Source organism: Bacteroidota bacterium, from assembly GCA_030017895.1.
Lineage (GTDB): Bacteria > Bacteroidota > Ignavibacteria > UBA10030 > BY39 > JASEGV01.
Window position 1 is genome coordinate 17,663 of record JASEGV010000014.1, and the last position, 25,156, is coordinate 42,818.

Annotated in this window: 17 protein-coding genes; 2 read left to right on the plus strand and 15 right to left on the minus strand. The window is 39.3% G+C overall.

Features of this window, described 5'->3' with window-relative positions:
• Positions 1 to 121 precede the first annotated feature (121 nt).
• The 6 genes from QME58_04155 to QME58_04180 form a co-directional block, all read right to left on the minus strand.
• The gene (locus QME58_04155; protein MDI6803026.1) at positions 122 to 3,838 is read right to left on the minus strand and encodes a S8 family serine peptidase; all 3,717 of its coding nucleotides are present in this window, start codon (positions 3,836 to 3,838) and stop codon (positions 122 to 124) included.
• A 35-nt stretch (positions 3,839 to 3,873) separates the two neighbouring features.
• Complete coding sequence (locus tag QME58_04160; protein ID MDI6803027.1) at positions 3,874 to 8,139, minus strand: M12 family metallo-peptidase; 4,266 nt, start codon at positions 8,137 to 8,139, stop codon at positions 3,874 to 3,876.
• Positions 8,140 to 8,276: 137 nt separating this feature from the next.
• Positions 8,277 to 9,494: a phospholipase D-like domain-containing protein gene (locus QME58_04165; protein ID MDI6803028.1), complete on the minus strand. Its 1,218-nt coding sequence runs from the start codon at positions 9,492 to 9,494 to the stop codon at positions 8,277 to 8,279.
• A gap of 23 nt (positions 9,495 to 9,517) precedes the next feature.
• Positions 9,518 to 10,396: a phosphatase PAP2 family protein gene (locus QME58_04170; GenBank protein ID MDI6803029.1), complete on the minus strand. Its 879-nt coding sequence runs from the start codon at positions 10,394 to 10,396 to the stop codon at positions 9,518 to 9,520.
• A gap of 10 nt (positions 10,397 to 10,406) precedes the next feature.
• Positions 10,407 to 11,138 (minus strand): CPBP family intramembrane metalloprotease, encoded by a 732-nt coding sequence (locus tag QME58_04175; protein MDI6803030.1) that lies wholly within the window; start codon positions 11,136 to 11,138, stop codon positions 10,407 to 10,409.
• A gap of 9 nt (positions 11,139 to 11,147) precedes the next feature.
• Entirely contained in the window at positions 11,148 to 12,134 is a 987-nt protein-coding gene (locus QME58_04180) for an SDR family oxidoreductase (protein ID MDI6803031.1), read from the minus strand.
• A gap of 111 nt (positions 12,135 to 12,245) precedes the next feature.
• On the opposite strand from QME58_04180, the gene QME58_04185 reads away from it, so the two are divergent.
• Both QME58_04185 and QME58_04190 read left to right on the plus strand, forming a co-directional pair.
• Positions 12,246 to 13,883, plus strand: a complete 1,638-nt coding sequence (locus QME58_04185) for a carbon starvation protein A (protein MDI6803032.1) — start codon at positions 12,246 to 12,248, stop codon at positions 13,881 to 13,883.
• Between the two features lie 4 nt (positions 13,884 to 13,887).
• A complete protein-coding gene (locus tag QME58_04190) occupies positions 13,888 to 14,739 on the plus strand; it encodes a cation diffusion facilitator family transporter (GenBank protein ID MDI6803033.1) in 852 nt (283 codons plus the stop codon).
• A gap of 23 nt (positions 14,740 to 14,762) precedes the next feature.
• Here the strand turns inward: QME58_04190 and QME58_04195 are convergent, their stop codons facing one another.
• From QME58_04195 to QME58_04235, 9 genes are all read right to left on the minus strand, one after another.
• A complete protein-coding gene (locus QME58_04195) occupies positions 14,763 to 18,050 on the minus strand; it encodes a type I restriction endonuclease subunit R (GenBank protein MDI6803034.1) in 3,288 nt (1,095 codons plus the stop codon).
• An 83-nt stretch (positions 18,051 to 18,133) separates the two neighbouring features.
• Positions 18,134 to 18,526, minus strand: coding sequence for a GxxExxY protein (locus QME58_04200; GenBank protein MDI6803035.1), 393 nt, complete (start codon positions 18,524 to 18,526; stop codon positions 18,134 to 18,136).
• Positions 18,527 to 18,590: 64 nt separating this feature from the next.
• Positions 18,591 to 19,775, minus strand: coding sequence for a restriction endonuclease subunit S (locus QME58_04205; protein ID MDI6803036.1), 1,185 nt, complete (start codon positions 19,773 to 19,775; stop codon positions 18,591 to 18,593).
• Complete coding sequence (locus QME58_04210) at positions 19,772 to 20,701, minus strand: ORF6N domain-containing protein (protein MDI6803037.1); 930 nt, start codon at positions 20,699 to 20,701, stop codon at positions 19,772 to 19,774. Before QME58_04210 ends, QME58_04205 begins: the two co-directional genes overlap by 4 nt.
• A complete protein-coding gene (locus QME58_04215) occupies positions 20,698 to 22,317 on the minus strand; it encodes a class I SAM-dependent DNA methyltransferase (protein MDI6803038.1) in 1,620 nt (539 codons plus the stop codon). The genes QME58_04210 and QME58_04215 overlap by 4 nt, the downstream gene beginning before the upstream one ends.
• Before the next feature lie 68 nt (positions 22,318 to 22,385).
• A complete protein-coding gene (gene hypB, locus QME58_04220) occupies positions 22,386 to 23,051 on the minus strand; it encodes a hydrogenase nickel incorporation protein HypB (GenBank protein ID MDI6803039.1) in 666 nt (221 codons plus the stop codon).
• Positions 23,048 to 23,389: a hydrogenase maturation nickel metallochaperone HypA gene (locus tag QME58_04225; GenBank protein MDI6803040.1), complete on the minus strand. Its 342-nt coding sequence runs from the start codon at positions 23,387 to 23,389 to the stop codon at positions 23,048 to 23,050. Before QME58_04225 ends, hypB begins: the two co-directional genes overlap by 4 nt.
• Positions 23,355 to 23,849, minus strand: a complete 495-nt coding sequence (locus tag QME58_04230) for a hydrogenase maturation protease (GenBank protein MDI6803041.1) — start codon at positions 23,847 to 23,849, stop codon at positions 23,355 to 23,357. Before QME58_04230 ends, QME58_04225 begins: the two co-directional genes overlap by 35 nt.
• Before the next feature lie 2 nt (positions 23,850 to 23,851).
• Positions 23,852 to 25,150, minus strand: coding sequence for a Ni/Fe hydrogenase subunit alpha (locus QME58_04235; GenBank protein ID MDI6803042.1), 1,299 nt, complete (start codon positions 25,148 to 25,150; stop codon positions 23,852 to 23,854).
• Between the last annotated feature and the right edge of the window lie 6 nt (positions 25,151 to 25,156).

The following is a 25,156-nucleotide window of genomic DNA, read 5'->3' on the forward strand; positions in this document are numbered from 1 at the left end:
ACCATTTAAATATTTAATTTTTGATGTTTAAATATACTCATTTTTTATAAAAATTACACATTAAATAAAAAAGAGCCAATTCCGTTTTGAAATTGGCTCTCTGTTAAATGGAGGCGGCTAATTATTTGAGCAGCAACATCTTATTAATAAAGACTTTTACACCTGCATTCAATTTATAATAATAAATTCCACTTGTTAAATTATTTTTTATAGTTAATGAGTTGAACGGAACTGAATAAAATCCTGCTTCTTGTGGTTGATCGACGATAAGAGCAACTTCACGCCCTAACACATCGAAAACAGATAATCGAACGTGTACCGCTTCGGATATTTGATAACTGATATTCGTTGTCGGATTGAACGGGTTTGGATAGTTTTGAGAAAGTGCCGTTTCGGTTGGAAGTTGTGCCTCGAACGAACTGATTCTTTTCAAAGATATGGTACTTTCTAATTCGTCATTAACCATCGTGAAACCGGATCCTTTCATATCTGCAAGAATAGTCGATCCGTTTGTTAAGTGATATTTTGAATTATCCTGCACTACGTTCCATGCGATGGAAATTGGATATGTAAGTGATTGCAGCACAACTCTTTTTCCATCTGTTTGAGATTGGTTGAACAATTCAAAAAGCCGATGTGTGCTAAACCTTACATCAAAAGAAGGTTGAGGCGGCAACGGTGGAAGTTCATAAAAACTCCGATTTTCTTCATCTGCTTTGTCATCCGAGAAATACAGAGTTTGTGATTTTCCTGTAGCATCTTTAAAAGTAATTGAATTGAATTTACCAACACTTTCTGTAATCACATTCATTTTAGAATAGCCAGTTCCATTTTTCAATTTTAAAATACCATCTTCTGAAACTTTAACCCAGTAACCTTTCCCAGGTTTTAGTGAATCGGGCTGACTGTATCTTTCCGAAAAACCAAAAATGCCCGCAGAAATTATTGATGTTGGGACTGATGTGATATCATTAACAGAAAGTGGAATGGAAAGATTTCCGATCAAATTCCATCCTGCATATACATTTATTGAATCCTCTTCTACCGGTACACCCACAAATTTTTGGTTAACAGGTGAAGAATATTTAATCCAGAACCCATCAAGATATGAGAGAATATCGGCAACAGAGTAGCCGCTTGATGGAGAATATGTGAACGCTGTTCCGGTTGAGGGAAGGAGAATCGTTTTACGATTTTCTGCTGTTCTCATAGGAATTGAGGCAATATTCCAATTTGCATCATATAGAACAGAATCCATAATACCAATTGTAAAATTAAGGCTGGAAGCAAATTTTACAGGTTCGCTCCCAATCTCACTGATTTTTATCCGGGCTAGATGAGTCGTTGGTTCGTTAACCAGCCATTGTTCAGAGCCGTCGTTTGGAGTGCTGTTGAATAATACATCGTAAGATAGTCCTCCATCGCGAGATAATTCTATCTTCATATTATCTCCTGCCAGATATGAAGACCAAGAGATATCATAAGTGTTATTCACGAGCAAACCTTCATTCCCAGTCGGAAATGTTAGAGTGAGGAAAGAAACTAGAATAGTAAAAGATGCATCGGAAATGTCGGTGAGAGAAGGAACCTCAACGCTAGTAATTTTTATTTTAACTTGATTAGATGCAGGGCCAGTAACAATCCAAGGTTCTGAACCATCATTGTCAGTTTCAGGAAATAATGTTTCGAAAGCTATCCCATTATCGCGTGTGATTTCGATACGAACTTTTCCATGAAGATTTGCTGAATTCCATGTAATATTTCGCACGCTATCAACATTCCAAACTTCGCTGCCGTTTGGCGACGTTAAGGTTAATGATGGAGTTACGATTGAAAAGAAAGTGCTTGTGAAATCAACAATTGAAGGATTCTCAATACTTGAAACTCGGATTTTGCAAAAGCTAGAATTCGGACCAGTAACAACCCAATCTTGTTCACCGTCGTTTGTGGTGCTGGCAATAAGAGTAGTATAGGTAGTTCCATTATTTCGAGAAATTTCAATTTTGACATTTCCTGTATAATTAACAGCCGCCCATTTCAAAGTTTTTGTGGAACCGACGGGCCAAACTTCACCTCCACGCGGATTGAATACGACAAGGGGCTGGATACCTGAAATCAAAAGTGAAAAAGCTTGGCTACCACCACTAAGTATTCCTTTGTGCTTAATTTTTATTGCATAGTTTCCAGCTATTGGAGATTGAATCCAAACTTGTTCAACATTATCTCTGAAATTATCGCCGGTTGTGGCAGCGGTAGCTGGATTGCTTGGATTTAAAATCCAAGGGAAAAATGTTGAAGCATCGCGTGTAAGAGTTAAATCGAGGTCGTTAACCAACATCGGGTTTGGTGGATTAAGGGATGCAGGTGGTGGTGTTCCCGCTGGATCAGTCCAACAAATTGTTGCTCTTATAGCTGCTGTTTCTTTACCCGGAATATTTATTACAATACTATCATTATTATTCAAAACCATTTCTCTGATATTATAATTATTCCCAGCATTTTTATCAGAGGTAATTAATTGTGCGGCTTTTAGTGTATTCATTAACCCCCAACCAAACCGATAATCGGGACCGTTAGCCGATCCTGCTTCGTCGGCGGTGTGAATAATTAAACCTTTCATTGTTGACCCACGCAATGGAGTTGTACCATTTAAATTCCTGTGATGTTGCAACAGTAATCCAATTGAGCCGGTAATATTTGGAGATGACATTGAAGTCCCATCATAAGTATCATAAGCGATATCGGAAGTAGCAACAGAAGATCTCAAACCAACGCCAGCGCCCACGATGTCCGGTTTAATTCTTCCATCATCTGTAGGTCCCCATCCGCTGAATGAGGACATGACAACGCTACCTGACCCTGACCATCCACCTGAAATAATATTTACCGCCCCAACCGTCATAATATTTTTTGCCGTTCCATAATATGGAATACAATCATATCCGAGTGCTCCGCCATCCACATTACGAGGGGCGGTTACTAAAGTCCATCCACCTCCTCCATCAGAAATATAATGCTCAACAGTACCAGTAGGACCTTCGCCGCGGTCATTACCCGCTGATTTAACTATCAGATAATTAGGTGCATTAACCATTATGTTGTCCCAATCTCGTGCGCGAGTGCTGTAATATCCAAAACCGTAATCTTCTACAGAGCTAATAGAAGGAGTTCCAAACCAGTACCATCTATTATCGTTAAAATAGCTCCATAGCCATCCGGTAATTTGACCGTAGGAATGATTTGATACCCTTAATCTATTAGTTGCAGCGGCGGTTGCCATCTCGGTTGCATCGCTGTTCCAGTCGTAAGCTCTTAACCTTCCTTGATACGACATACCTTTAGCCGCAGCATCAACACCTGTAGCAATCAGAGTTCCTGCTACGTGTGTCGCATGGTCGCTTAATGTTGATGCGCCATCTCCTAAAATTACTCTGCCTGTTAATTCTTGGTGTGTATTACGTACTTTTCCACCATCCCATTCACCAACAGTATCTGTAATACCTGTTAAAGAAAAACCTCCAGTTCCACCGGGCCAAACTTTGTCGGTCGAAATTGTTTTCGCTGCGTTCAAATTACTTTCGGTAATGTAATAAACGGGGTGATTATTCTCGAATCGCATCAATTCTATTATTGTTCCATCAGGATATTCGGTACGTATAGGTACCTTGCGGGCAGTTGCAATTACTTCAGCTTCAGCTTTTAAACCTTTTTCTATTATCTCTTGCTCGGCAGCAAATTTTAAAAGCCATTCTCGTTGCTTTTCTGTTTGAGCTTGGAGAATAGATGTTGTTAATATGATGATTAGCATCATGTATAGTAGGTAATATTTCTTGTGCATAGATAACCTTTAAATTTAATAATACTTATTACTTATTATTTCAATACAACAGCTTTTTTAGTGATTAACACATTATCAGCTTTTATCTGATAGTAGTAAACGCCTGAAGTTAATTTATTTTTTTGATCAATAGAAAAATCTACATCATAGTAACCGGCTTCCTGGAATTCATTAACTAATGCGGAAATTTCTATACCCAATATATTATATATTTTTAAACTAACAAAAGATGCTTTCGGCAGAGCATACCTGATATTCGTAGTCGGATTGAAAGGATTTGGATAGTTTTGGTAAAGTTGAAATTCTGACGGTAATCCTGAATATTCTTTCTCCGTAAGTTTTAATGTCATCTTGGAGATCGAGGAATTTGTGAGAATTAGTTCCCCTTTCACTACCATCGGATAATCTTTACCGTCAACACTGAATAGTGGTTTGATTTCATCTTGAATATTCCATTGGACAGTAAGTGGGAATTCGATTCCTTGAAACAAGATTGGAAACTCGTTATTAGATTTTAAATTTTTAGTTTCTACAAATCTATTTGATTGAAACCGCACATCAAAAAGATTTTCATAAGGACGGGGTGGAAGTGCAGAAAGCGAATATTCGTCGGTCTGTTCTATATTATTAGAAAAATATAGAACTTGTGAATTATTGAGTTTATCCTTGAACCGGATTGAAGAAAGATTTCTGATAGCTTTCGCAAATTTTAAAGCACTATTTTTTTGTACAGAATTGTTCGGATTAAAAATGAAGCGGCCATCTTGATTAGCTTTCACCCAGACTCCGTCCCCCGGATAGACCGTATCAGTCGATTTGTATCCTTGTTTATACGTGTAGAAGAGAGATGACAACATACCGGGCGGGTCACTCGTGATATTTGAAATGCCGATCGGTACACTAATCCCACCTATTAAATTCCATCCGTTGGAAACAGTTAAGGTATCGAATAAACGTTGAGCGCCAATAAAGAGGGTAGTACTATCCTTGGCAAATTTTACCCAATATCCTTTTCCGTTCTGAATTGTTTCGGTGGTAACATAAGCATTATTTATATACCCAAATATATTTGAGATTGCATCGGGGAATATCTGAGACTTTGAATTTGGAACCGCAATTGAGGGAAGAGATAGTATGTTCCATCCGGCTCTGTATTTGATTGAATCATATACGCCGATGAGAAATACTTCAGAGGTAGAAGAAAAATCAGAATATGCTGCATCACTTATTTTAATTAATGCATGAGCCGTGGTAGGTAAAGAAAAAGTTAAATGTTCGATTCCATCATCAGCGGTTGATTCAGAAAGAGTTTGATAGTTCGATCCCGAATTTTTTGAAAGCTCTATTTTAACGAACCCACTCGTTCCAAACGATTCCCAGGTGATCGGATACTCTGTCCCGATTAAACAATTGTCGTTCAGCAGAGGCGATGTTATAGTAATAAAATCTTGAGGATAAATATAAAAGTTATTATCGCTTTCATCAAAAATACTTGGATTGCCTACCGCCAATATGCGGATACGTGTTGAATTGGATAAAGGATTTTCGGGAGTCCACATTTCGCTTCCGTCATTATCAGTTGTAGCAATAATTGTTTCGTAGCTCGTACCACCGTTGCGTGATAATTCAACTCGAACTTCACCCAACATATTTTGGCTCTCCCAATTTATTGGATAAGGTACACCAACTCTGGGCGATTCACCTCCGTTTGGCGACGTTACTGTAATCGTTGCAGTTCTGATATAAAAGTTTGAGTTACTTACATCAAAAATAGTAGGTAAACTCAGACTTGTTATTTTTATCTTTGCTTCTTCAGTTGTCATCCCACTGACAATCCAATTTTCGCTACCATCATTCGGAGTACTTGCAAATATATCTTCATAATTTAAACCTCCATCCCTCGATAGTTCAATCTTAACATTTCCTGAAACATTAATTGAAGACCACTGAATATTTTTTTGAAAACCGATTGGATATAGTTCGCCTCCATCGGGACTTATGAGTGTGATTGATGGTGGATATTGGATAGAAAAAACATTATTACTGATATCAGAAAGACTCGAAACGGTAGCGCTTGATACTCTTATTCGTGCCTGTGTAGTGGCAGTATTAGGAACTGTCCAAAGGAAAGAAGCCGGACTCGCAGGAACTGATTCAGTAATAGTCAGCCAGTCTGTTCCGTTGTTCATTGTGTATTCAATTTTCACATTTGTAACACCAGTAGAGGTCCAAGTTATCGATTGACTGGTTCCTATTACCCAAGCTTCTCCACCATTAGGAACTGTAACAGTAATTGAGGATGGAACTATACTAAAATTCGCATTTGATATATCAAAGAAAATATTGCCCACTGCTTCTACACGAATTCGTGCTTGTGATGTTGAGATGTTCGGTATAGTAATAATCTCTGATCCATCATTTGGAGTATCTGTCGCAAGTACAAATGGATATGTATAACCACCATCGCCGGAGAGAAGTATTTTAACATTACTGCAATTGACTGGAGAGAGGTTTGTATTTGCAACGTTCCATGTAACCGTTTGTAAAGAGCTGCCTGCCCATGAAAGTGTTGTGTTCGGAGAAGTTACTTGAAACGGTCCCGCAGTATTTGTTACACTAAAAGAAATCGAATCCCATCCCACGCCCCCGCCGCCTGAGCGGTTATCGCGGGCTGTTAATCTGAATTTCAATCCCCGCGCATATGAAGGGAGAATTTCACCCATAACTTGTGTATTATTAATTATATCGGCTATTTTCGGAAATGTACGCGATGGACTTGTAACTCCTCTAAAACTTCTGAAAATGGGTGCCGTTCCCACAGGTGAATTGGGCGCTCCGGCAGCTCCCAAGTCATATTCCTCCCAGCAATAAGTAAGTGGATGATTATTCGGATCAGTCGCAGAACCGGTTAAAGTAAAAGGAGTGTTAATAGGAATTGAAAAACCTCTCGTTCCGGCATTTACCACGGGTGGATCATTTCCGGTGGATGTGATAACAGGGCAACCATTCCCGGAACCTAAAGTTGTATAAGTAACAATTTCCATAATGCTTGCAAGATGAAAATAATCATGACTGTTCATTTGCAAATCCTGTGGACTACAGATCCCCGCATAAGCCATAATAGTTGAACCGCTGCCGGGTTCATATGCCGTGCTTGCATTTCGATTAGTTCCTGAGCAATTACCAGCATCACCGTTAAATGTATGATTGCCGCCGAACTGGTGTCCTATCTCGTGTGCTACATAATCAATATCAAATGGATCGCCAATAGGTGCAGGTGAGCCGGTAACACCACGTGCTTTATTGCTGGTACGACAAACCACACCCAAACCCGCGACACCACCACCACCAGTGCTATAGACATGACCAATATCATAATTTGCATTACCAATTACAGCATCAAGGTTGGTTTGATTTTGACCCAACATCGTTGTTCCACTGCTGTTGGTATATGGATCCGTTGCAGAATTTGAATAGATAATTATCTCGTTATTAGCTACCAGCACCATTCGAACTGCAACTTCTTTTTCATACACACCGTTTACACGATTGGTTGAGGTAACTACTGCAGCAAGTCCTTTTGCAACAGTACCACCATGATATGCAGTGTATTCACCGGTAGCTGCAACAGCGAGGCGATATGTGCGTAATTGGGTCCCGCTATATTTAGTCAATCCGGTAGCTATCAGATCAGATATTTCCTTTGCCATATCAAAATCGGTTTCGAAGTTACAAATAAATTCTTTCCTTCTGGATTCATCTACAATAAAATCTTTTTTATAATAGCTGATATAATTATCTATATTCCCTCTGCTGTATGGATCGATAAAAACCGTTCCGTTAGCAGAAAGGATCATCGCATGAAATCCTGCGGGTGTTAAATCAAAACGGACTGTAGCAGTCGGATCGTCAATTCCCTGGCCTGCGTAAGTTTGTATCTCTGGATATTTTACGGCAAGTTCTAATTCCATTATCGGTGAATTTACTATGTAAAACCGACTGAATGTTCCATCGGGCATTGGAAGACTGATAACAACTTTTTCTGTTTTTGCGCCTTCTGTAAATTCCCTTGGTGCCTGATTTAAAACTGCTTCCAACTGATTTATATTTAAATCAACTGTTCTATAAAATAATGGGATGATTTGCCTGTCGTTTTTTTCGACAATTGTCGCTTCATTTATGTCGCTCCACAAAGCTTCCGTTTTAACTTGTGCATTGATTGAGTAGCTCATTGTAGTAAAAAGGAGTGTTATGAATAATAAATGGAAATGTTTTAATTTTGTAGAATATTGTAGTTTCATACTTAAAAAATTTGATTGATTTAAATTGTCCAAACTTCATCACCCCTGATATGGGGTGATTTGGATTAATAATAGTTTTATTGCTTACTTAAAATAACAACTCCCTCCTTTAAAATCAATAGGTAGAGGAATTTATTTTACTCACCAATTTTGGGCGGGGTGTATTCAATTTCAGGTTTTATGTTATAACTATATTCACCATTCCAGCTTTTTAGATAAATTTCTTTTAATTTTTTAACGATTTTAAGGTTTTGCACTACCACTCCAATGTTTCTGCCGGCATAAAAATAACTTTTTTCCCAATTGCTCGTTCCAAGCCAGCATCGATCGTCATCAATAATTAGTATTTTCCGATGGTCAACGCGCGCATGAGAAATAAATCCACCCGACCATTCAGGGATAGTGCTCATTTTAACTTCGATATTTGGTATCACCGCTAAACTTTTTAAATGATCGATAGTCGGTTTGCGTTTCGACCAATCGGAAGTCATAACGTGAACCTTCACACCCCTGACTGCCGCACGTCGTAAAGCGTTATCGAGATTTGCATAATATTCTTTTCCCCGTGAGATTGGAGAGTAGGTAAGGACGTGAAAAAATAATTCGTTCTTTGCACTATCTATCAAATTTATTAAGTGTGTTTCGTCCCATAAATTTTTATCAGGAATATGATTAATCGAGCTAAAGGTTGGATAATATTTAATGGTATCCGAGTTTTCCACAATTTGCAAGGGTACTGAATATTTATTCTTAACTACCCCCCTCTTCGCTTCATTACTATCTGGTGAACTCAACTGCCAATCGATTTCGAAAATATCTGTATAAATTTTGGCAGCTTTTTCATCTGTTATTTTAAAACCAAGCTCGATAATATGTTTAAGAGCTCGCCAGTCGAAATTTTGACTGCCTAAAAATACTTCCATTCCATCCACTATAAAATATTTTGAATGCTGCACACCGCCAGATATTTTTCTGTAATCAATTAGGCGGACAGAAATATTTTTCTGCTTTCCCAACATATCCAACGTTTGTGGATAAGTTTTATACATCCCGGCATCAGCAACTATACGTACTTTTACGCCTCTCTTACCTGCTTCGATAACCGATCGTAAAATATCTTCAAGAGGTTCGTTCGGTTCGGTTGAGATATAAAATTGTTCGATATCCAGAGTTTTCTTTGCTCCGTTAATCATTTCCAACCATACTTCATAAGCATTCCGCACGTCAGGATTATCGAAGGAAGTTTCAATCGGGACGCTTTCTACAATTTCAAAATTTTTGAAACCCGCATATTGTCCGAAGCTAACGGAGAGAGAAAAGATCAATAGTAGTAATGATTTGATATAATAGTTCATAAAATATTTTCCATAGGTTGTTATTAAAATCGTTTACTTGTAATTTTCGTAATTATCAATGCTAAAATAATTCCTAACACTCCATCCATCGCATAATGATATCTGCCATAAACTGTGGAAATGAACAAAAGTAATATAATTGGCAGTATCACAAAAAACAAATTTCGATTGTATCGGTATAACATTACCAACATAACCGTTCCTGCGGCACAGTGAGGACTTGGTAAATTGCCACCTGGGTAATGTGCATTCGTGCGAATCCACTCGCCAAAGTATGTGAACAATCCTCCTTCTAACGGTGTCTTGTAAACTTCAGGTTGATAAAATAATGGTCCTGCGATTGGATAAATTAGGAAACCAAGATAAGATAGAAAATATGCGAGTGTTAAATTCAATAAATAATCCTCACCGGCGAGTTTCCCTGATTTCAAATAACAAAATACTGCAACTAAAACTATAAGCGGAACATAAACGGTATATGCGAACATCATTCCCTCGGTCAACCAGGGCACAGTGATCTTATCCAATGCCATAGTTAATTCTATTCCGAACAATTTCTTATCCAAATCAATTAATTGTTGATCCATCCAACCGTTCACAAAAATATGTTGAAGATGCTGAATTTCGGAAAATAACAACCCGTTTACTGCAGCCATAAGTCCGCCACGAGCAAATATTTGCCAAAAGTTCAGATTGATTTTCCCTATAACATTTGAAACAAGAAAATATAAAACTCCAATTATAAATAAATTCCGTGAAACAATTTCCCAATTATTAACTTTTGATGAGAAGATGACGGCAAGAAGCAGTAACAAACCCGTGAATGAGATTACTAAAATGTCGAGTGCTTTAACTCCGCCTAATGCGGAAGAATTTTCAGGTGAGGATAATCTAATTTTCATTCAGCAAGTTTTATTTTGTAATTAAGATAAAAACATCTAAAGCGATTCCAATTAACCAATGAAGCAAAAACGGATAGACGATTGAGCGTGTTCTCAAAGCGAGGACGCCGAACATAATTCCGGCGGGTATGGACATAAATATTTCGCCGGCTGGATAACCTAAATGCCACAGACACGACGGTATCGTTTGGATTAAAATTGCATTCCAATCGCCGATATATTTTCGCATACCGAAAAGTAGGAAACCGCGAAAGAAAAACTCCCAAGCGGTATAGAAAAATAGACCACGTGTAATTTCCATGGTATGGAATATCGATATATCTTCTAACGCACCTTTAAACAAGGGATAAAAATCGCGCATCTCTTTTTGATATGCGGCAGGGAGTAAAAAGGCAAAGGCAATAAGAGGGAATAAAACTGCAACTGCTACAAAACCTCTCCGTTTGTCGCCAAGTTGAACACCATAATCAGTTAATTTTTCTTTTAGAATGAATTTCGTAACGAGCGCCGGAATTACTCCTAATAAAACAAAAGCAGCAATAAAAAAATAAATCACCGAATACCATTGTAAAATTGATTCATCGGCAATCGTTGCATTATAGGCATTAATAAAAAATTCCCGCGAGCCAATATAAGTATGCAGTGTGGGAATAATTGCAGCCATCAGAAGAATAATTGTGGGCTTTACAAATTCCTTTTCGAATTTAATTTCTTCTCCGAATATAAATTTCTTTATTAGCATAAGCAGTTCCTACTTTTGTTTGTTTAACCAATCAATTGTTTGACGCATCGCTTCGCGAAGTGTTGTGTATTTATAACCGAGTTCTTGTTCAGCTTTATTCGATGAATAGGCCCAATCTAATGCGAATGTTTTTACCCACTCAGGAGTAATTAACGGGGTGTCGCCAAATAGTTTAGCTCGCATCTCCTCAAATTTTGAAAAAGTTATTGCCAGAGGATAAGGTATCTTAAATTGGAGAAATCTTTTCCGTGTAATTTCGCTTATCATCTGAAAAAATTGATTGTATGAAACGTTTTCGCCGCCTAAAATATATTTTTCGCCAACGCATCCTTTTTCCATTGCAGCGATATGCCCATCTACCATATCGTCAACGTAACCGTAATTGCCAATACCGTTCCCATCTCCTAAAACTGAACGCATCTTCCCTTTCATATACATTTGAATCATAATTGTAACCGAGTTACTTTCGTTCATCAAGCCGGGACCGAAAACACGTGTTGGGTTTACGGTAATTGCATTCAGTCCTTTTTTTATATATTCTTCAACTACTTTTTCAGCAAGATATTTTGAGTGCTCATAAGTTGTGTAAAATATATTTTCGTTCCGTTTGATTGTTTCGGACTCGGGATTTTTTCCGGTCGGTCCGAAAGTAACGATTGTTGATGTAATTACGATTTTCTTTATTGCGGTTTTCAAAGCAGCATCACAAATATTTTTCGTTCCTTCTGCATTAATCCTAAAATATTCATCTTTATCTTTTGCATAACCGCGCGCGTAAGCAGCGAGATGATAGGCGTATTCGCAACCCTGCATTGCTTCGGTTATCATCGCATAATCAGTAACATCGCCGTAAAATATTTTTATATTCGGATGTTTTAGTGTTGATACATCGGAAGTCTTTCGGCAGAGAGCGTGGATTATTTCGCCTCGATTTGCAAGTTTTAAAGCGAGCTTGTTTCCGATGAAGCCGGTTGAACCTGTAATAAATATTGGCATTAAAGTCCTGTGAAATTTTTATGAAGATAATAAAAATAGCTAAAAATTCAAATTAATTTGAATTTAATGAATTAATCTTTATTTTTGTAAAAATTATTTAGACAAATTAAAATGAGTGCATCAATAATTGCATTAATCGGTATCGGATGGTTGATATTTGCTTATCGCTGGTACGGAAAAAAAATTGAAACAAAAGTAGTTCAGCCAGACGATGCCATTCCGACTCCTGCAACCGAGTTAAACGATAATCAGGATTATGTTCCCACAAAAGCACCTATCCTTTTTGGACACCACTTTTCTTCGATAGCAGGTGCAGGTCCAATCGTTGGACCAATTTTAGCATTCTCGCTTTTCGGTTGGCTGCCAACTTTAATATGGATTTTGCTTGGAACTGTTTTTATGGGAGCAGTTCACGATTATACAACTATGATGGCATCCGTAAGAAGCAGAGGAGTATCAATAACAGATATTACAGAAAAGTCCGTATCGAAAACTGCACGCTGGATTTTTACTGTATTTGTTTGGCTTGCCCTTGCACTTGTTCAAACAGTCTTCGCAGTTTTGACCGCACAAACTTTAACAGAAAAACCGGAGATAGCCATCCCTACAATTGGCTTGATATTTTTAGCGATAAGTTTTGGTTATCTTGTTTACAGGAAAAACATTAACCTGATTACCTCAACACTTATTTCTATAGGAATAATTTTTATCCTAATCCTTTTAGGCGATTACTATCCAATAAAAGCACCTTATGAAACATGGCTTCTTTTATCCTTTGCATACGCATTTATTGCCGCCGTAATACCAGTCTGGGTTTTGCTTCAACCTCGCGATTACCTTTCGATGTATTTGTTGTTAGCCGGTCTGATATTTGGCTTCTTGGGAATATTCGTTGCTAATCCTATAATTAATGCTCCCGCCTTCATTTCGTTCGATAGTTCGACCGGTCCTCTTTGGCCCATCTTGTTCATCACGGTTGCCTGCGGGGCAATTTCAGGATTTCATTCGTTGGTTGCAAGCGGAACATCAGCTAAACAATTAAGGAAGGAATCAGAGGCGAAAAAAATTGCTTTCGGCGGGATGCTTACAGAAGGAGCGCTTGCTCTTTTAGTGGTAGTTTTAATTGGAAGCGTCCTGCATTGGGAAGCTATTCCCCTCGGAACTACGGGAGGGTTCGTATTTCAGAATTTATTAAACCAAAGCGTCAACATTACATTCGGAACAGCTTTCGGGTTAGTCCTTAATTCTCTGGGAATTCCTTTGTTCATAGGAATTTCTTTCGGTGTGTTGATGCTAAACGCATTTATACTTACGACGTTAGATACAACCGTGCGTCTGTCTCGCTACATAGTTCAGGAATCAATCGGTACAAAAATAAAAGTATTTAATAATCGTTATATTGCAGCAGCAATAGGATTGATTCTCGCATATATACTGACAATAGGTGGAAATTGGAAAACGATATGGCCGGTATTTGGCGCATCGAACCAACTCGTAGCATCGCTAGCGTTGTTTGTTGTAACAGCTTACTGGTTTGCTTTCCGCCGCCCACGAAAATTTACACTCATACCGGCAATCTTTATGCTGATTACAACTGAAGCAGCGCTGATATATCAACTATTTTGGCTGTATCTTCCGCAACAAAATTTTATGCTGATAATAATTTCATCTGCTTTGATTGTTTTAGGATTCATAGTAGCAATCGAAGTATATAAAAAAATCAGAAGTCTCGAAACTCAACAGGATTAAACTTATGGCAACAGCACGAACACGAGCATCTTTCATTGGTTTTTTCTCTAACCTATTTTTATTCATCATAAAAATTATAGTTGGATTATACATCGGAAGCATAGCCCTGATTTCCGATGCATTTAATTCGTTGATGGACATTGTTGCCTCCATAGCAACAATCTTCAGTGTGAAGGTCAGCCAGCAGAAAGCCGACAACGATCATCCGTTCGGTCATCAGGCAGCAGAACCGATAGCAGGACTTCTCTATTCAATACTTGCTGGTGTTGTAGGTTTTAATTTTATCAAAGAATCGGTTATACGCTTATTCCATCCGACAGTCGCAAATATTAATTGGCTGCCGTTCACAGTAATTGCTTTTACGATTGTATTAAAATCTATTATGGCTATCCATTTCAAGAAAGTGGGAAAAGAACATCGAAGTCCTGTTATACTTGCAAGCTCCGTCGATAGCTTGAACGATGTGATTGCATCATCGTTTGCACTTGTAGCGATTGGAATAAGTTATCTTGGTTATCCAATTTTTGATGGGATTGGAGGAATTTTGATTTCCTTTGTTATTTTAAAAGGAGGTTACGAAATTGCACGCGACAATATTAAATACCTGATGGCACACGCCGCCGACGAAAAACTTTTGGCAGATGTTGTGCAAAGAACTTTAAAAGTTTCGAATGTTAAAGGGGTGAACGATTTAAGATCGCATTATGTTGGAAATCTCTTTCACGTTGAAATACATATTGAGGTAGATAAAAATTTAGACACAAAAACTTCGCATGATATTGGTAAAGCTGTTCAGCGAGAACTTGAATCGATGAATGAAATAAATAAAGTTTTTGTGCATATAGACCCGGTGTGATTGAGATTTTTTGATATTAACAATCAGTTTTCTATCAGATACTCCGCCATCAACTCCGCTTGTTTCAACACTGTATCAATTGCCTTCTGTTGTTTATCTGGCGGATAGCCATATTTCGTTAGTGTACGTTTCACTAAAACCATAAGCTTTGCTCTGGCACTTTCACGGATCGTCCAGTCAATGGTAGCATTCTTTTGAACTTTCTCTGCAATTTCTTTGGCGATTACTTTCAATGTCTCGTCACCCAATATCTTCACTGCACTATCGTTCACTTCCAGAGCATTGTAGAAAGCAACTTCCTCGGTTGTCAGCCCGAGTTTCTCGCCTTCTTTATCTGCTTCTTTTATCTCTTTAGCAATCTTGATGAGTTCCTCAATGATCTGAGCAGTCGTCAGCAAGTTGTTTTGATACTTCTTTATTGATGCTTCGAGCATTTCTAGAAACTTCCTGCTCTTTACAAGATTCGTTCGCATTCGGCTTTTAATCTCATCGTTCAGAATCTTCTTCAATAATTCGAGCGTGAGGTTCTGATGCTTCATCCCTTGCACTTCCAATAGGAATTCATCAGACAATATCGATATATCCGGCTTCTTAATTCCGGCTGCATCAAAAATGTCAATAACTTTGTCTGAGGTAAGTGCTGAATCCACAATTTGTTTAATCGCAGATTCAATATCGGCGGATGATTTACCTGAACCCGGTCCTTCAAACTTCACTAACCTTGCTCTCACTGCCTGGAAAAATGCTACTTCTTCCTTAATTGCAAGAGCTGACAAGTGTGGAATAGATAAAGCAAACGCCTGACTAAGCAATGTTACTTCTTTCACATAGCGACTCTTTCCATCTTGCAATCCCAAAATATGTTCCTCTGCTTGCAGGATTATGGAGAGTTTTTCTTTGGGATCGCCAGTAAAGAACCGCTTATAGTTAAATCCTGTACTTCCCGGATAATACGCCAAAGGTTCAGCTACCAGAATATCTTTTCTTGTCTTGCTCGTCTCAGTAAACAATTGCCTCACGACTTCAAGTTTTTCAAGCATCGATGCTACAGCTTGTGCTTGTGTTTCAGTTGGATCACCTTTGCCTCCTGAATCTGCGTAAAACTTCAATGCATTCTTCAAATCAGTTGCAATGCCAAGATAATCTACTACCAAACCACCGGGCTTGTCTTTGAAAACCCGATTCACTCTCGCAATGGCTTGCATAAGTGTATGTCCCCGCATTGGTTTGTCGATGTACATTGTATGCAGGCACGGGACATCAAAGCCGGTAAGCCACATGTCACGGACAATTACCATTTTCATATCATCATCGGGGTCTTTCATCCTATCAGATAAGCCCTGTCGCTGCGTCTTTGTTGTGTGATGCTTTTGCATTACCGGACCATCATCGCTCGATGCAGTCATCACTACTTTGATTGCGCCTTTTGTTAAATCATCGTTGTGCCAATTGGGTCTTATCTTGATGATTTCGTTGTAGAGGTCAACTGCTACACGCCGACTCATCGCAACAATCATCGCTTTGCCCTCAACAACTTCCTGCCGCAGTTCAAAATGCGATACAATATCACGGGCAAGATTCGCAAGCCGATTTTCATTTCCGATAATCGCTTCTAACCGTGCCCACTTTGCCCTGAGTTTCTGCTTCTCGGTAATTTCTTCGTCTTCTTCTAACTCTTTATCAAATTCTTCAAGCAGCCGTTTTCCTTCTTCATCCAAATTAACTTTTGCTAAACGGCTCTCGTAATAGATTCTTACTGTTGCTCCGTCTGCTACCGATTGAGAAATATCATAGATGTCAACGTACTGACCAAACACTTGCGGGGTGTTTACATCCGTTCCTTCGATAGGAGTTCCGGTGAATCCGATATATGTTGCATTCGGCAAAGCATCCCGCATATACTTGGCAAAACCGTATGCGATGCGTTGACCTATTACTTCTTTAGTAGTTTTATCTTTAACGTCTTTAAGCGATGCCTCAAAGCCGTATTGCGTGCGGTGTGCTTCATCCGCAATGACGACAATGTTTCTCCGATCTGAAAGCTGTTCATAAACCGAACTGGACTCTGAGCTTGTCGAAGAGTCCGGTAAAAACTTTTGTATTGTTGTGAAAACAATGCCACCGCTCGCAACATTTAGGAGTTGTTTCAAATGTGGTCGGTTGTTGGCTTGCACTGGTTCTTGTCGCAGCAATTGCTTTGATGCTGCAAATGTATCAAACAACTGGTCATCCAAATCGTTGCGGTCGGTGATGACTACGATGGTTGGGTTTTGCATTTCTGGAGCGGTAATCAGCTTACCGGCAAAGAACACCATACTAAGACTCTTCCCTGACCCTTGCGTATGCCAGACAACTCCACCTTTTTTATTGCCATCTATGCCCGATGCTTTGATGCTGCTCTCTATCGCACTGTTGACTGCATAGTATTGATGATAGGCAGCTAATTTCTTTTCTGTCACAACCTGCATTAGACCTGTCTTAGTGTCCGTTTTCTTCGACTTCTCGAATACGATGAAGTTGCGGATGAGGTCTAACAGCGTAGTTGGATTCAACATGCCTTTTAGCAGTATTTCCAATTGCGGAATAAATCTTGACGCTTCTTTCCTTCCATCAGCGCCCGCCCGACCAAGCCCTGCCCGTGCAGGCGGGCGTTCGGGCAGGCTTTTCCATGTCATAAAGCGGTTGAATCCCGCAGATAAGCTTCCTGCTTTGCATTCCATTCCATCCGAGATGACGCAGATTTCGTTGTAGGTGAACAAACTTGGTATGGTTGCTTTGTAGGTTTGGATTTGTTCGTATGCTTTTCGCACCGTGGCAGTTTCATCCGAAGCATTTTTCAATTCGATAACCACTAAAGGAATACCGTTAACGAAAAGTAGAATATCCGGTCTTTTGTTCTGATTTTTCTCAACGATTATGTATTGATTGACAACTAAAAACTCGTTGTTAAACGGATTATTAAAATCAACCAACTCCACTTCGTAGCTTCGTTCGTAACCATCTTGCTGGTATGGGACTTTTACTTTCTCGATGAGGTATTGATGAAATGTTTCATTGTTATGTAGCAGATCAGGCGAGTAAATGCGAAGGATTTTTTGTATCGCTTGCTCTCTTGCATCCTCTGGTATATCTGGGTTGAGACGTGCAATAGAACGTCGCAGGCGATTGGTTAGTATGATTTGCTCGAACGTTTCTCGTTCCGCAGATTCAGCACCTGGAGCAATAGCCAAACCGTGACAATACTCCCAACCCAACGACTGTAGCATTTCGATGGCGAAGGTTTCAATATTATTTTCAGTGATCGTATTCAATTGTCTGAACTATGATTATAATTTTTCATTTAGAATACCATATTTATTTTTCATATTAATCATTTAATCATAAGAATCATAGTTCAGACTTTATATTTTTTGTTAGTGAGTCGTTTAAAATTCAAACTCACTTCTCCAAAATTGATTAGTAAACCTATTTCGAGATTATAAGCTTCCAGATAATTTATGGCTTGTGCAAAATGCACATCTTCTAATTTTGTAATCGCTTTTAATTCTACTGAGACAACTCCCCCTACCAAAAAATCTACTCTTCTTGTTCCGATTTGTTCGTTACGATAGAAAATAGGTATCTCATATTCTCTGCTGAACTCAATTCCGGCAATGTTCATTTCAATTGCCAATGCTCTTTGATAAATAACTTCCTGAAATCCATTTCCTAATGTTTTATGAACCGTCATTGCACAGCCAATAATCTTTTCTGTAAGCGCCGAGTATTTATATTCTTCTTTAATCATTGTCTGAACTATGATTTATCTGATTTTTATGATTCTTGTGATTGTAATTTTTCATTGAACTCATTTAATCATAAGAATCATAGTTCAGACGTATTTCACCACTCATCAACTTTGGTAGCAGCCTATCCCGCAGTTGTGTGAGTGTGCGGATTTGTTCCATGTTGAACATTTCTTTTTCGAACAACGTCTTACCTTCAACACCAAATTGATTTACTATATCTTCTGAGTAGGGAACGAAGTCCATGTTTTCAATTCCAGAAGAACTGATATTCTCTTGTGCGCTTCCAGAACATGTGTTCATGATATGTTCCTGTCCTTCCCTTGATTTTAATGCTAAGTAACCAACTAAATTGCCGTAAGGTACTTTTTCTATTAATTTTCCCACCCGTTGATTTAACCAAATTTGTTTGTCAGTCTTTTCCACAATACCAATTTTACCAATCTCAGCACCTGTCATAGCAATTAGAAAATCACCAGTTCTTATTCTGAATTTATCCTCGTCAACATCTTTTACGATTTCTTCATCTACAAATTGCGTATTTCTAATGTCCACAGAGCCCATACTGATATTTGTAATCTTTATGATTCCAGCAAAGCCCACTTCTTTGAATTTCTCACTCTTAAAAGCAAATCCACCCTGTACTTTTATATACTCTGATAATTTTCCATTCCAAACTTTATCTTCTACAAACCACTGCCTGAACAATGTTTCAGCCAATGCTTCAAGGGTTTTGTTTTGTCGGTGCAGCAAATCTATTTTGTCATCTAAGCTGCTGAGTATGGAGGCGATGGAGCGTTGCTCGGGCAAATAAGGAAGTTCCAAGCAAAGATTATCAAAAACTTCTTTAGGAACTCTTTGCCGTCCTGAAGTACCATCGAAATTCATTTCAGCAAATCCTCTGACTTCATCCCATCGTGATAGGTAGAAAATAAAATCAGTATCGGATACATTTTGCTTACCCCTGAAAACTAAGAACTCCGTTGAGCCAAAACCAACTCCATTCTTTAGTTCTCGAACCTGGCAGATCTTACCATTCTCAAGACAGGGAGTTATACGTGCAAAGAGCGTATCGCCGTTTTCAAACCTTGAACCTCCAGATAATTGTCTCGTAGCATTCGGAAAACAAAACTTCTGTCCATCACTAAGGTCCTTCATTTCCACGAACGAATAAATTTCACCTTTTTGCAATTTTACCGGATGATTGATGTCTACAAAATCAGAAAACTTATATTCCTTCCACTCACTCATATCAGATTTTCTTTCTTCAAGTGTTCCAGCATCTTAACAGTCCCGGAATCCATCTTTGAAAAAGCAAACCATTTTTTACCGAGGTCTTTTAGTGACGCTCCAATGTGATACACTTCGCGATAATCAATAATCAGAAATCTGTCATGCGATACGAAGAACTCCTTGACTTCAACCTTGGGGTACTGATCATTGAACTTCTTTATATCCAGCTCAAGCTGCTTCGATATGTTTTGCGTGAGTATTGTGAGCGTAACTCCCTTTTTCCGCTTCGAAAAAAAAGTCAGCACCGTATCATCTGCATAGTTATCTATAACCACGATTGATTTTTCTGCGGAGCGGACAAGGTTAGCAACGAATTGGTATGCATCGAAAACCTGTCCTTCAAAGAAAATACCTTGTTTGGGTTGAATTTGTTTACCCTCTATAGCCGTGAGTACCTTATCGACTTTTCTATCCGTCTCTATCTGCTTAAGTTCGAGCTGGTCGAGCCGTTGGAAGACTTGGGCGTTTGTCATGAGAAACCGTCGCATAGCAACAAACGCTTTCATGATCCGAATGCTGACGTTCACCGCTGTCTCACTTCTCAAAACCGTTGAAAGCATTGCTACACCCTGTTCAGTAAAAACATATGGCAGGTATTTTCTATGTCTTCCCCTTTTGCTCTTTAAGGTCACAATTTGTGACCTTAAAGTATCCGATACCAAATTTATAGATTGCGTTCTCAAGAGATCATACTCTTTCTCAGTAAGGTGGGACATGAATTCTTCCGGAAATCGCTCTAAATTTCTTTTAACAGCCTGGTTGAGGACTTTTGTTTTAACGCCATATAGCTCAGCAAGGTCACTATCCAACATCACTTGTCTGTCGCGCAAAGTGAAAATCCGTTGTTGGATGTTCTCCGGTTTGATAATTTCCTTGCCGCTCATCCCTCCCCCTTCGCCTCCGTAATAACAATCTTTGATATATTCTCTCGTATCTTCTGATTCAGTTCGTTTTCCTCCGCTATCTGCTTCTCAAGCTCTGTCTTCAGTTGCGTAAACCGTTCTGCAAAATTAAAATCATCTTCATCATCAGCCAAACCAATGTATCTTCCGGGAGTAAGAACATAGTCCTTTACTTTTACATCTTCAATCGTAGTGCTCTTGCAAAATCCGGGGATGTCATTGTACTCTCCTTCACCCGTCCGCCAATTATGGTAGGTACCGGCAAATTGCGTTATGTCCTCCTGTGCCAAATCCCTGTTCTTCCGGTTAATCAAGAAACCGTGGTTGCGTGCATCAATAAATAATATCTGCCGTGCCCGCTTCTTTTTGTTCCTTCGCATAAACCAAAGACATGCAGGTATCTGTGTATTGAGAAACAATTTGGTTGGCAGATTTACTATGCAGTCAATCAAGTCATTTTCAATCAGCGCTTTGCGTATATCGCCTTCGTTGTTGGTTTTAGTCGTAAGTGACCCCTTTGCCAATACAAATCCCGCCAAACCATACGGTGCAAGGTGGTACAAAAAGTGAAGTATCCAAGCATAATTCGCATTTGCCGCAGGTGGCGGCAGCTTCTCTCCTAAAATATTCCATCGTGCATCGTCACGCAGCAGTTCGCCGCTCCAATCGCTGTCGTTAAACGGCGGATTGGCAATTATATAATCAGCTTTCAAATCTTTGTGTGCATCATTGAGGAACGAACCTTCGTTATTCCACTTCACGTTGCTGCTGTCAATGCCTCGAATGGCAAGATTCATCTTCGCCAATCGCCATGTGGTTTGGTTGCTTTCCTGCCCGTAAAGGGAAATGCGGTCTTTGGGATTGAGTGTAAGTTTCTTGCCGTTGTGCTTCCCTGCCCGTCCGGCAGGCGGGTTGTAGTAGTCGCTGTGTGATTCTACAAACTTTTCGCTTTGCACAAACATACCACCACTGCCGCAGCACGGGTCAAGCACTCTGCCTTCGTATGGCTCTAACATTTCTACTAATAAACGTACAACACTACCGGGTGTGTAGAACTGTCCGCCCTTCTTTCCCTCTGCGAGCGCAAACTCACCAAGGAAATATTCAAACACTCTGCCGAGCACGTCTTTGCTTTGTGCTTCTTTTGTGCCGAGAGCAGCACTGCCAACAAGATCGATCAAACCACCAAGACTTTGTTTGTCCAATTTTTCCTGTGCAAACACCTTTGGCAGAACACCGCGCAGGCTTGCGGGATTGTCTTTTTCTATCGCCTCCATTGCATCGTCAACATCTTTGCCAATTGTGGGAAGCTTTGCTCTGCCTTGCAGCCATTTCCAACGTGCAGATGGCGGTACGTAGAAGACTTTCTCAGCGGTGTATTCGTTCTTGTCTTCCGGGTCTGCGCCTTCGCTCTTCTGCTGTGCAACAAGCTTTTGGTACAACTCTTCAAACGCATCCGAGATATACTTCAGGAATATCAAGCCCAATACAATGTGCTTGTATTCGGCTGCATCCATGTTCTTGCGGAGCTTGTCGGCGGCTTTCCAGAGTTTCTTTTCGAGGGGTTCTTCTATGTTATTGTTTTTTTGTTTTGCCATATTATTTTGAGGCTAATATAACAATTTTTAGTCAATAGTCAACATTCCCCATCCCCCTTTAGACCCTACTATTTACACCTTTTCAACTTCAGCTCGTTAGTCAGCCAATCGCACCACTCCAAAATTCCGTGATTGTTGTAGCAGGAGGTTTCAAATATTTTCAAATCCGGATTTATTCTGAGCGCATTACGCTTCGCCAAATCTTTATCGAACTTCAAATAAGGGAGTAAATCGATTTTATTCAATATCATTACACAGCTTTTTAAAAACATTGCAGGATATTTTAGAGGTTTGTCTTCACCTTCTGTTACACTCATAATCACGATGCGGGCGTGTTCGCCTAAGTTGTAAGCCGCAGGGCAAACCAGATTTCCAACATTCTCTATAAATAGAATATCTAAATCGTCCAGTGGTAGTCTATCAACCGCTTCTTCCACCATACGTGCGTCGAGGTGGCAAGTACCATTCGTGATAATTTGAGTTACAGGAATATTGAATTTCGAAATTCGTTCGGCATCCAAATTAGTTTGTATGTCCCCTTCGACAACACCAACCGAGAGCGCCGGGGAAATAAATTTTAGTGTACATTCTAACAACGTTGTTTTGCCGGAGCCGGGCGAGCTAACTAAGTTTGCCGTAAAAACATCGGCTTCGTTGAACCGTTTATGCAAATCGGCTGCTATCTCGTCGTTCTTTTTTAATACTTTTTGCTCGATTGTTACAATTCCCATCATTCTACCTCGATGTTTACAATTTCAAATTCGTTGCCGCTTATGATATCAAATTTCGATAAGCCGCATTTAGGACAATTGATTTCAAAATTTTGCAGTGGAAATTCGTTAGTGCATTCCCGGCATTTTCCAACAATTGGAAGATTTTCAAAAATTAATTCAGCGTTTTCGGATGATGTTCCTTTACTCATTTCAGTAAAATAAAACTGAAGCGAATCATAATAAATACCTGCAAGTTCTCCTACACGAAGATTTACTTTTTTAATACGAACTCCGTTAGTAAGTTCAGTATTGGCTGAAATAATTTCAATTATATTCTTGGCTAACGATGCTTCGTGCATTTTCAATTTCCTCGATTACCAAGTCAACAAAATAAGTTAACGCTCTTTCGACATCTTTCGACAGACCAACACAATACTCTATTTTGGCGGGTTCAACCCCCATAATAATAATTTCGCTTTCCTTGAAATCATCTATTGTAATATGCATTAGTTTTAGAGCGTCAATAACTTTTATTTGATGTGATGATTTTGCATCCGACTCTATTTCAATTTGTTCAAGAGGTAACCGATAGATAGTTCCAGCCGGTTGTTTTTGTTTCACCGCATCGAGAACAATTATCTTCTGAAAGTGATCTTCTAAATTCATAATTTTATAGATGTCAGTTCCTGCATCAAACATTACAACATCACCACATGTCATCTTCTTTCGTAATTCGGAAAGAGCGATTATACCAAATCCCTCATCTGCCAGCAATATATTGCCAACACCTACAACCAAAATTTTATCTTTTGAATTCATTCTTATTTAATTTTTACCTCAACTAAATGTGTAGCGCAGGAAATACAGGGGTCGTATGCGCGGGCAATGTGTTCCAAGCTGCTTCGAATTGCTTTTACAGGTTCGTTTATTAAAGTTTCAACTGCCCCACGCATATCTTTTTCGACGTTTGCTAAATTCTGTGCAGTCGGTGTTATAATATCGGCATCTACAATTCTTCCTTCATCATCAAATTCATAATAGTGATACAGCGTTCCTCGCGGAACTTCGATTGCACCGATTCCTTTACCTGCTTTAACTTCATACTTAATCGGTTCTTCATCTTCAAGTCCATTTTCGACTAACATTTTTACCAATTGTAAAGAACGTTCGATAGAGTGAACCAACTCGATCATCTGAGCATAATTATTGTGCATCGTGTTATGCGAAGGCAAATTAGGAATTAACTTTTGCTGCGCATCTTTTGCTTTGCCTCCGAGGAATTGCCAATTTAAATTTATCCTCGCAAGCGCGCCAACCATAAAGGGCTGGCTGTTGTACAAACTTTGTTTTGCAGTTGAGTGCGACACTACTTTTTCGTGGCAGATATTTCGAAACTCTGCAATCGGTCGCTTAACCCCATCCGAAGTTAGTATGTAATCGCCTAAATAACTGTAGCGGTCTTGCTTGGGTTCGAGTGCCGCATAAATACCGGTGTGGGTTGTATATTCAGGAAGACGGATTTTCGAAAAAAGATCAACGAGCGCCCCCGATAGCTCAAGTCCCTTTTGCAATTCTGAATTGAGTTGCAATAATTCAGTTTTTGTGGGAATGCGTCCGAATCCACCAACGATAGCATTAATTGGGTGAATGGCTCTGCCGCCAATTAATTCTTGAATTGAGTTTCCTAATTTTTTTAAATTTAATGCGACCGTTACTTCAGCCGAATAATCTTTTGCCATTGTGAGAGGACCGTCGTAGCCCAATAAATCAGGAAGGACAAGGCATCCGAGATGCAGAGCGTGGCTCTCAATTGCTTCGCCGTGAAGTAATAGAGCTCTTAGAATTTCTGTTCGTTGCGTAACTTTTATACCGAGCGCATTTTCGCTTGCCATTTGAGATGTTAAAGTATGTCCTGCGGAACAAATGCCGCACACACGCGAAACGATTGCAGATACTTCGGTAAATTTTTTCCCGACAATCAGCATTTCGTAAAAACGTGAACCCTCGAATATATCCATATTAACACGTGTAACTTTACCATTTTCAATTTCAACTTCAATACCGCCGTGTCCTTCAACTCTTCCTAAGTGCGGGATTGATATTATTCTATCTTTTTCCATTCGTTT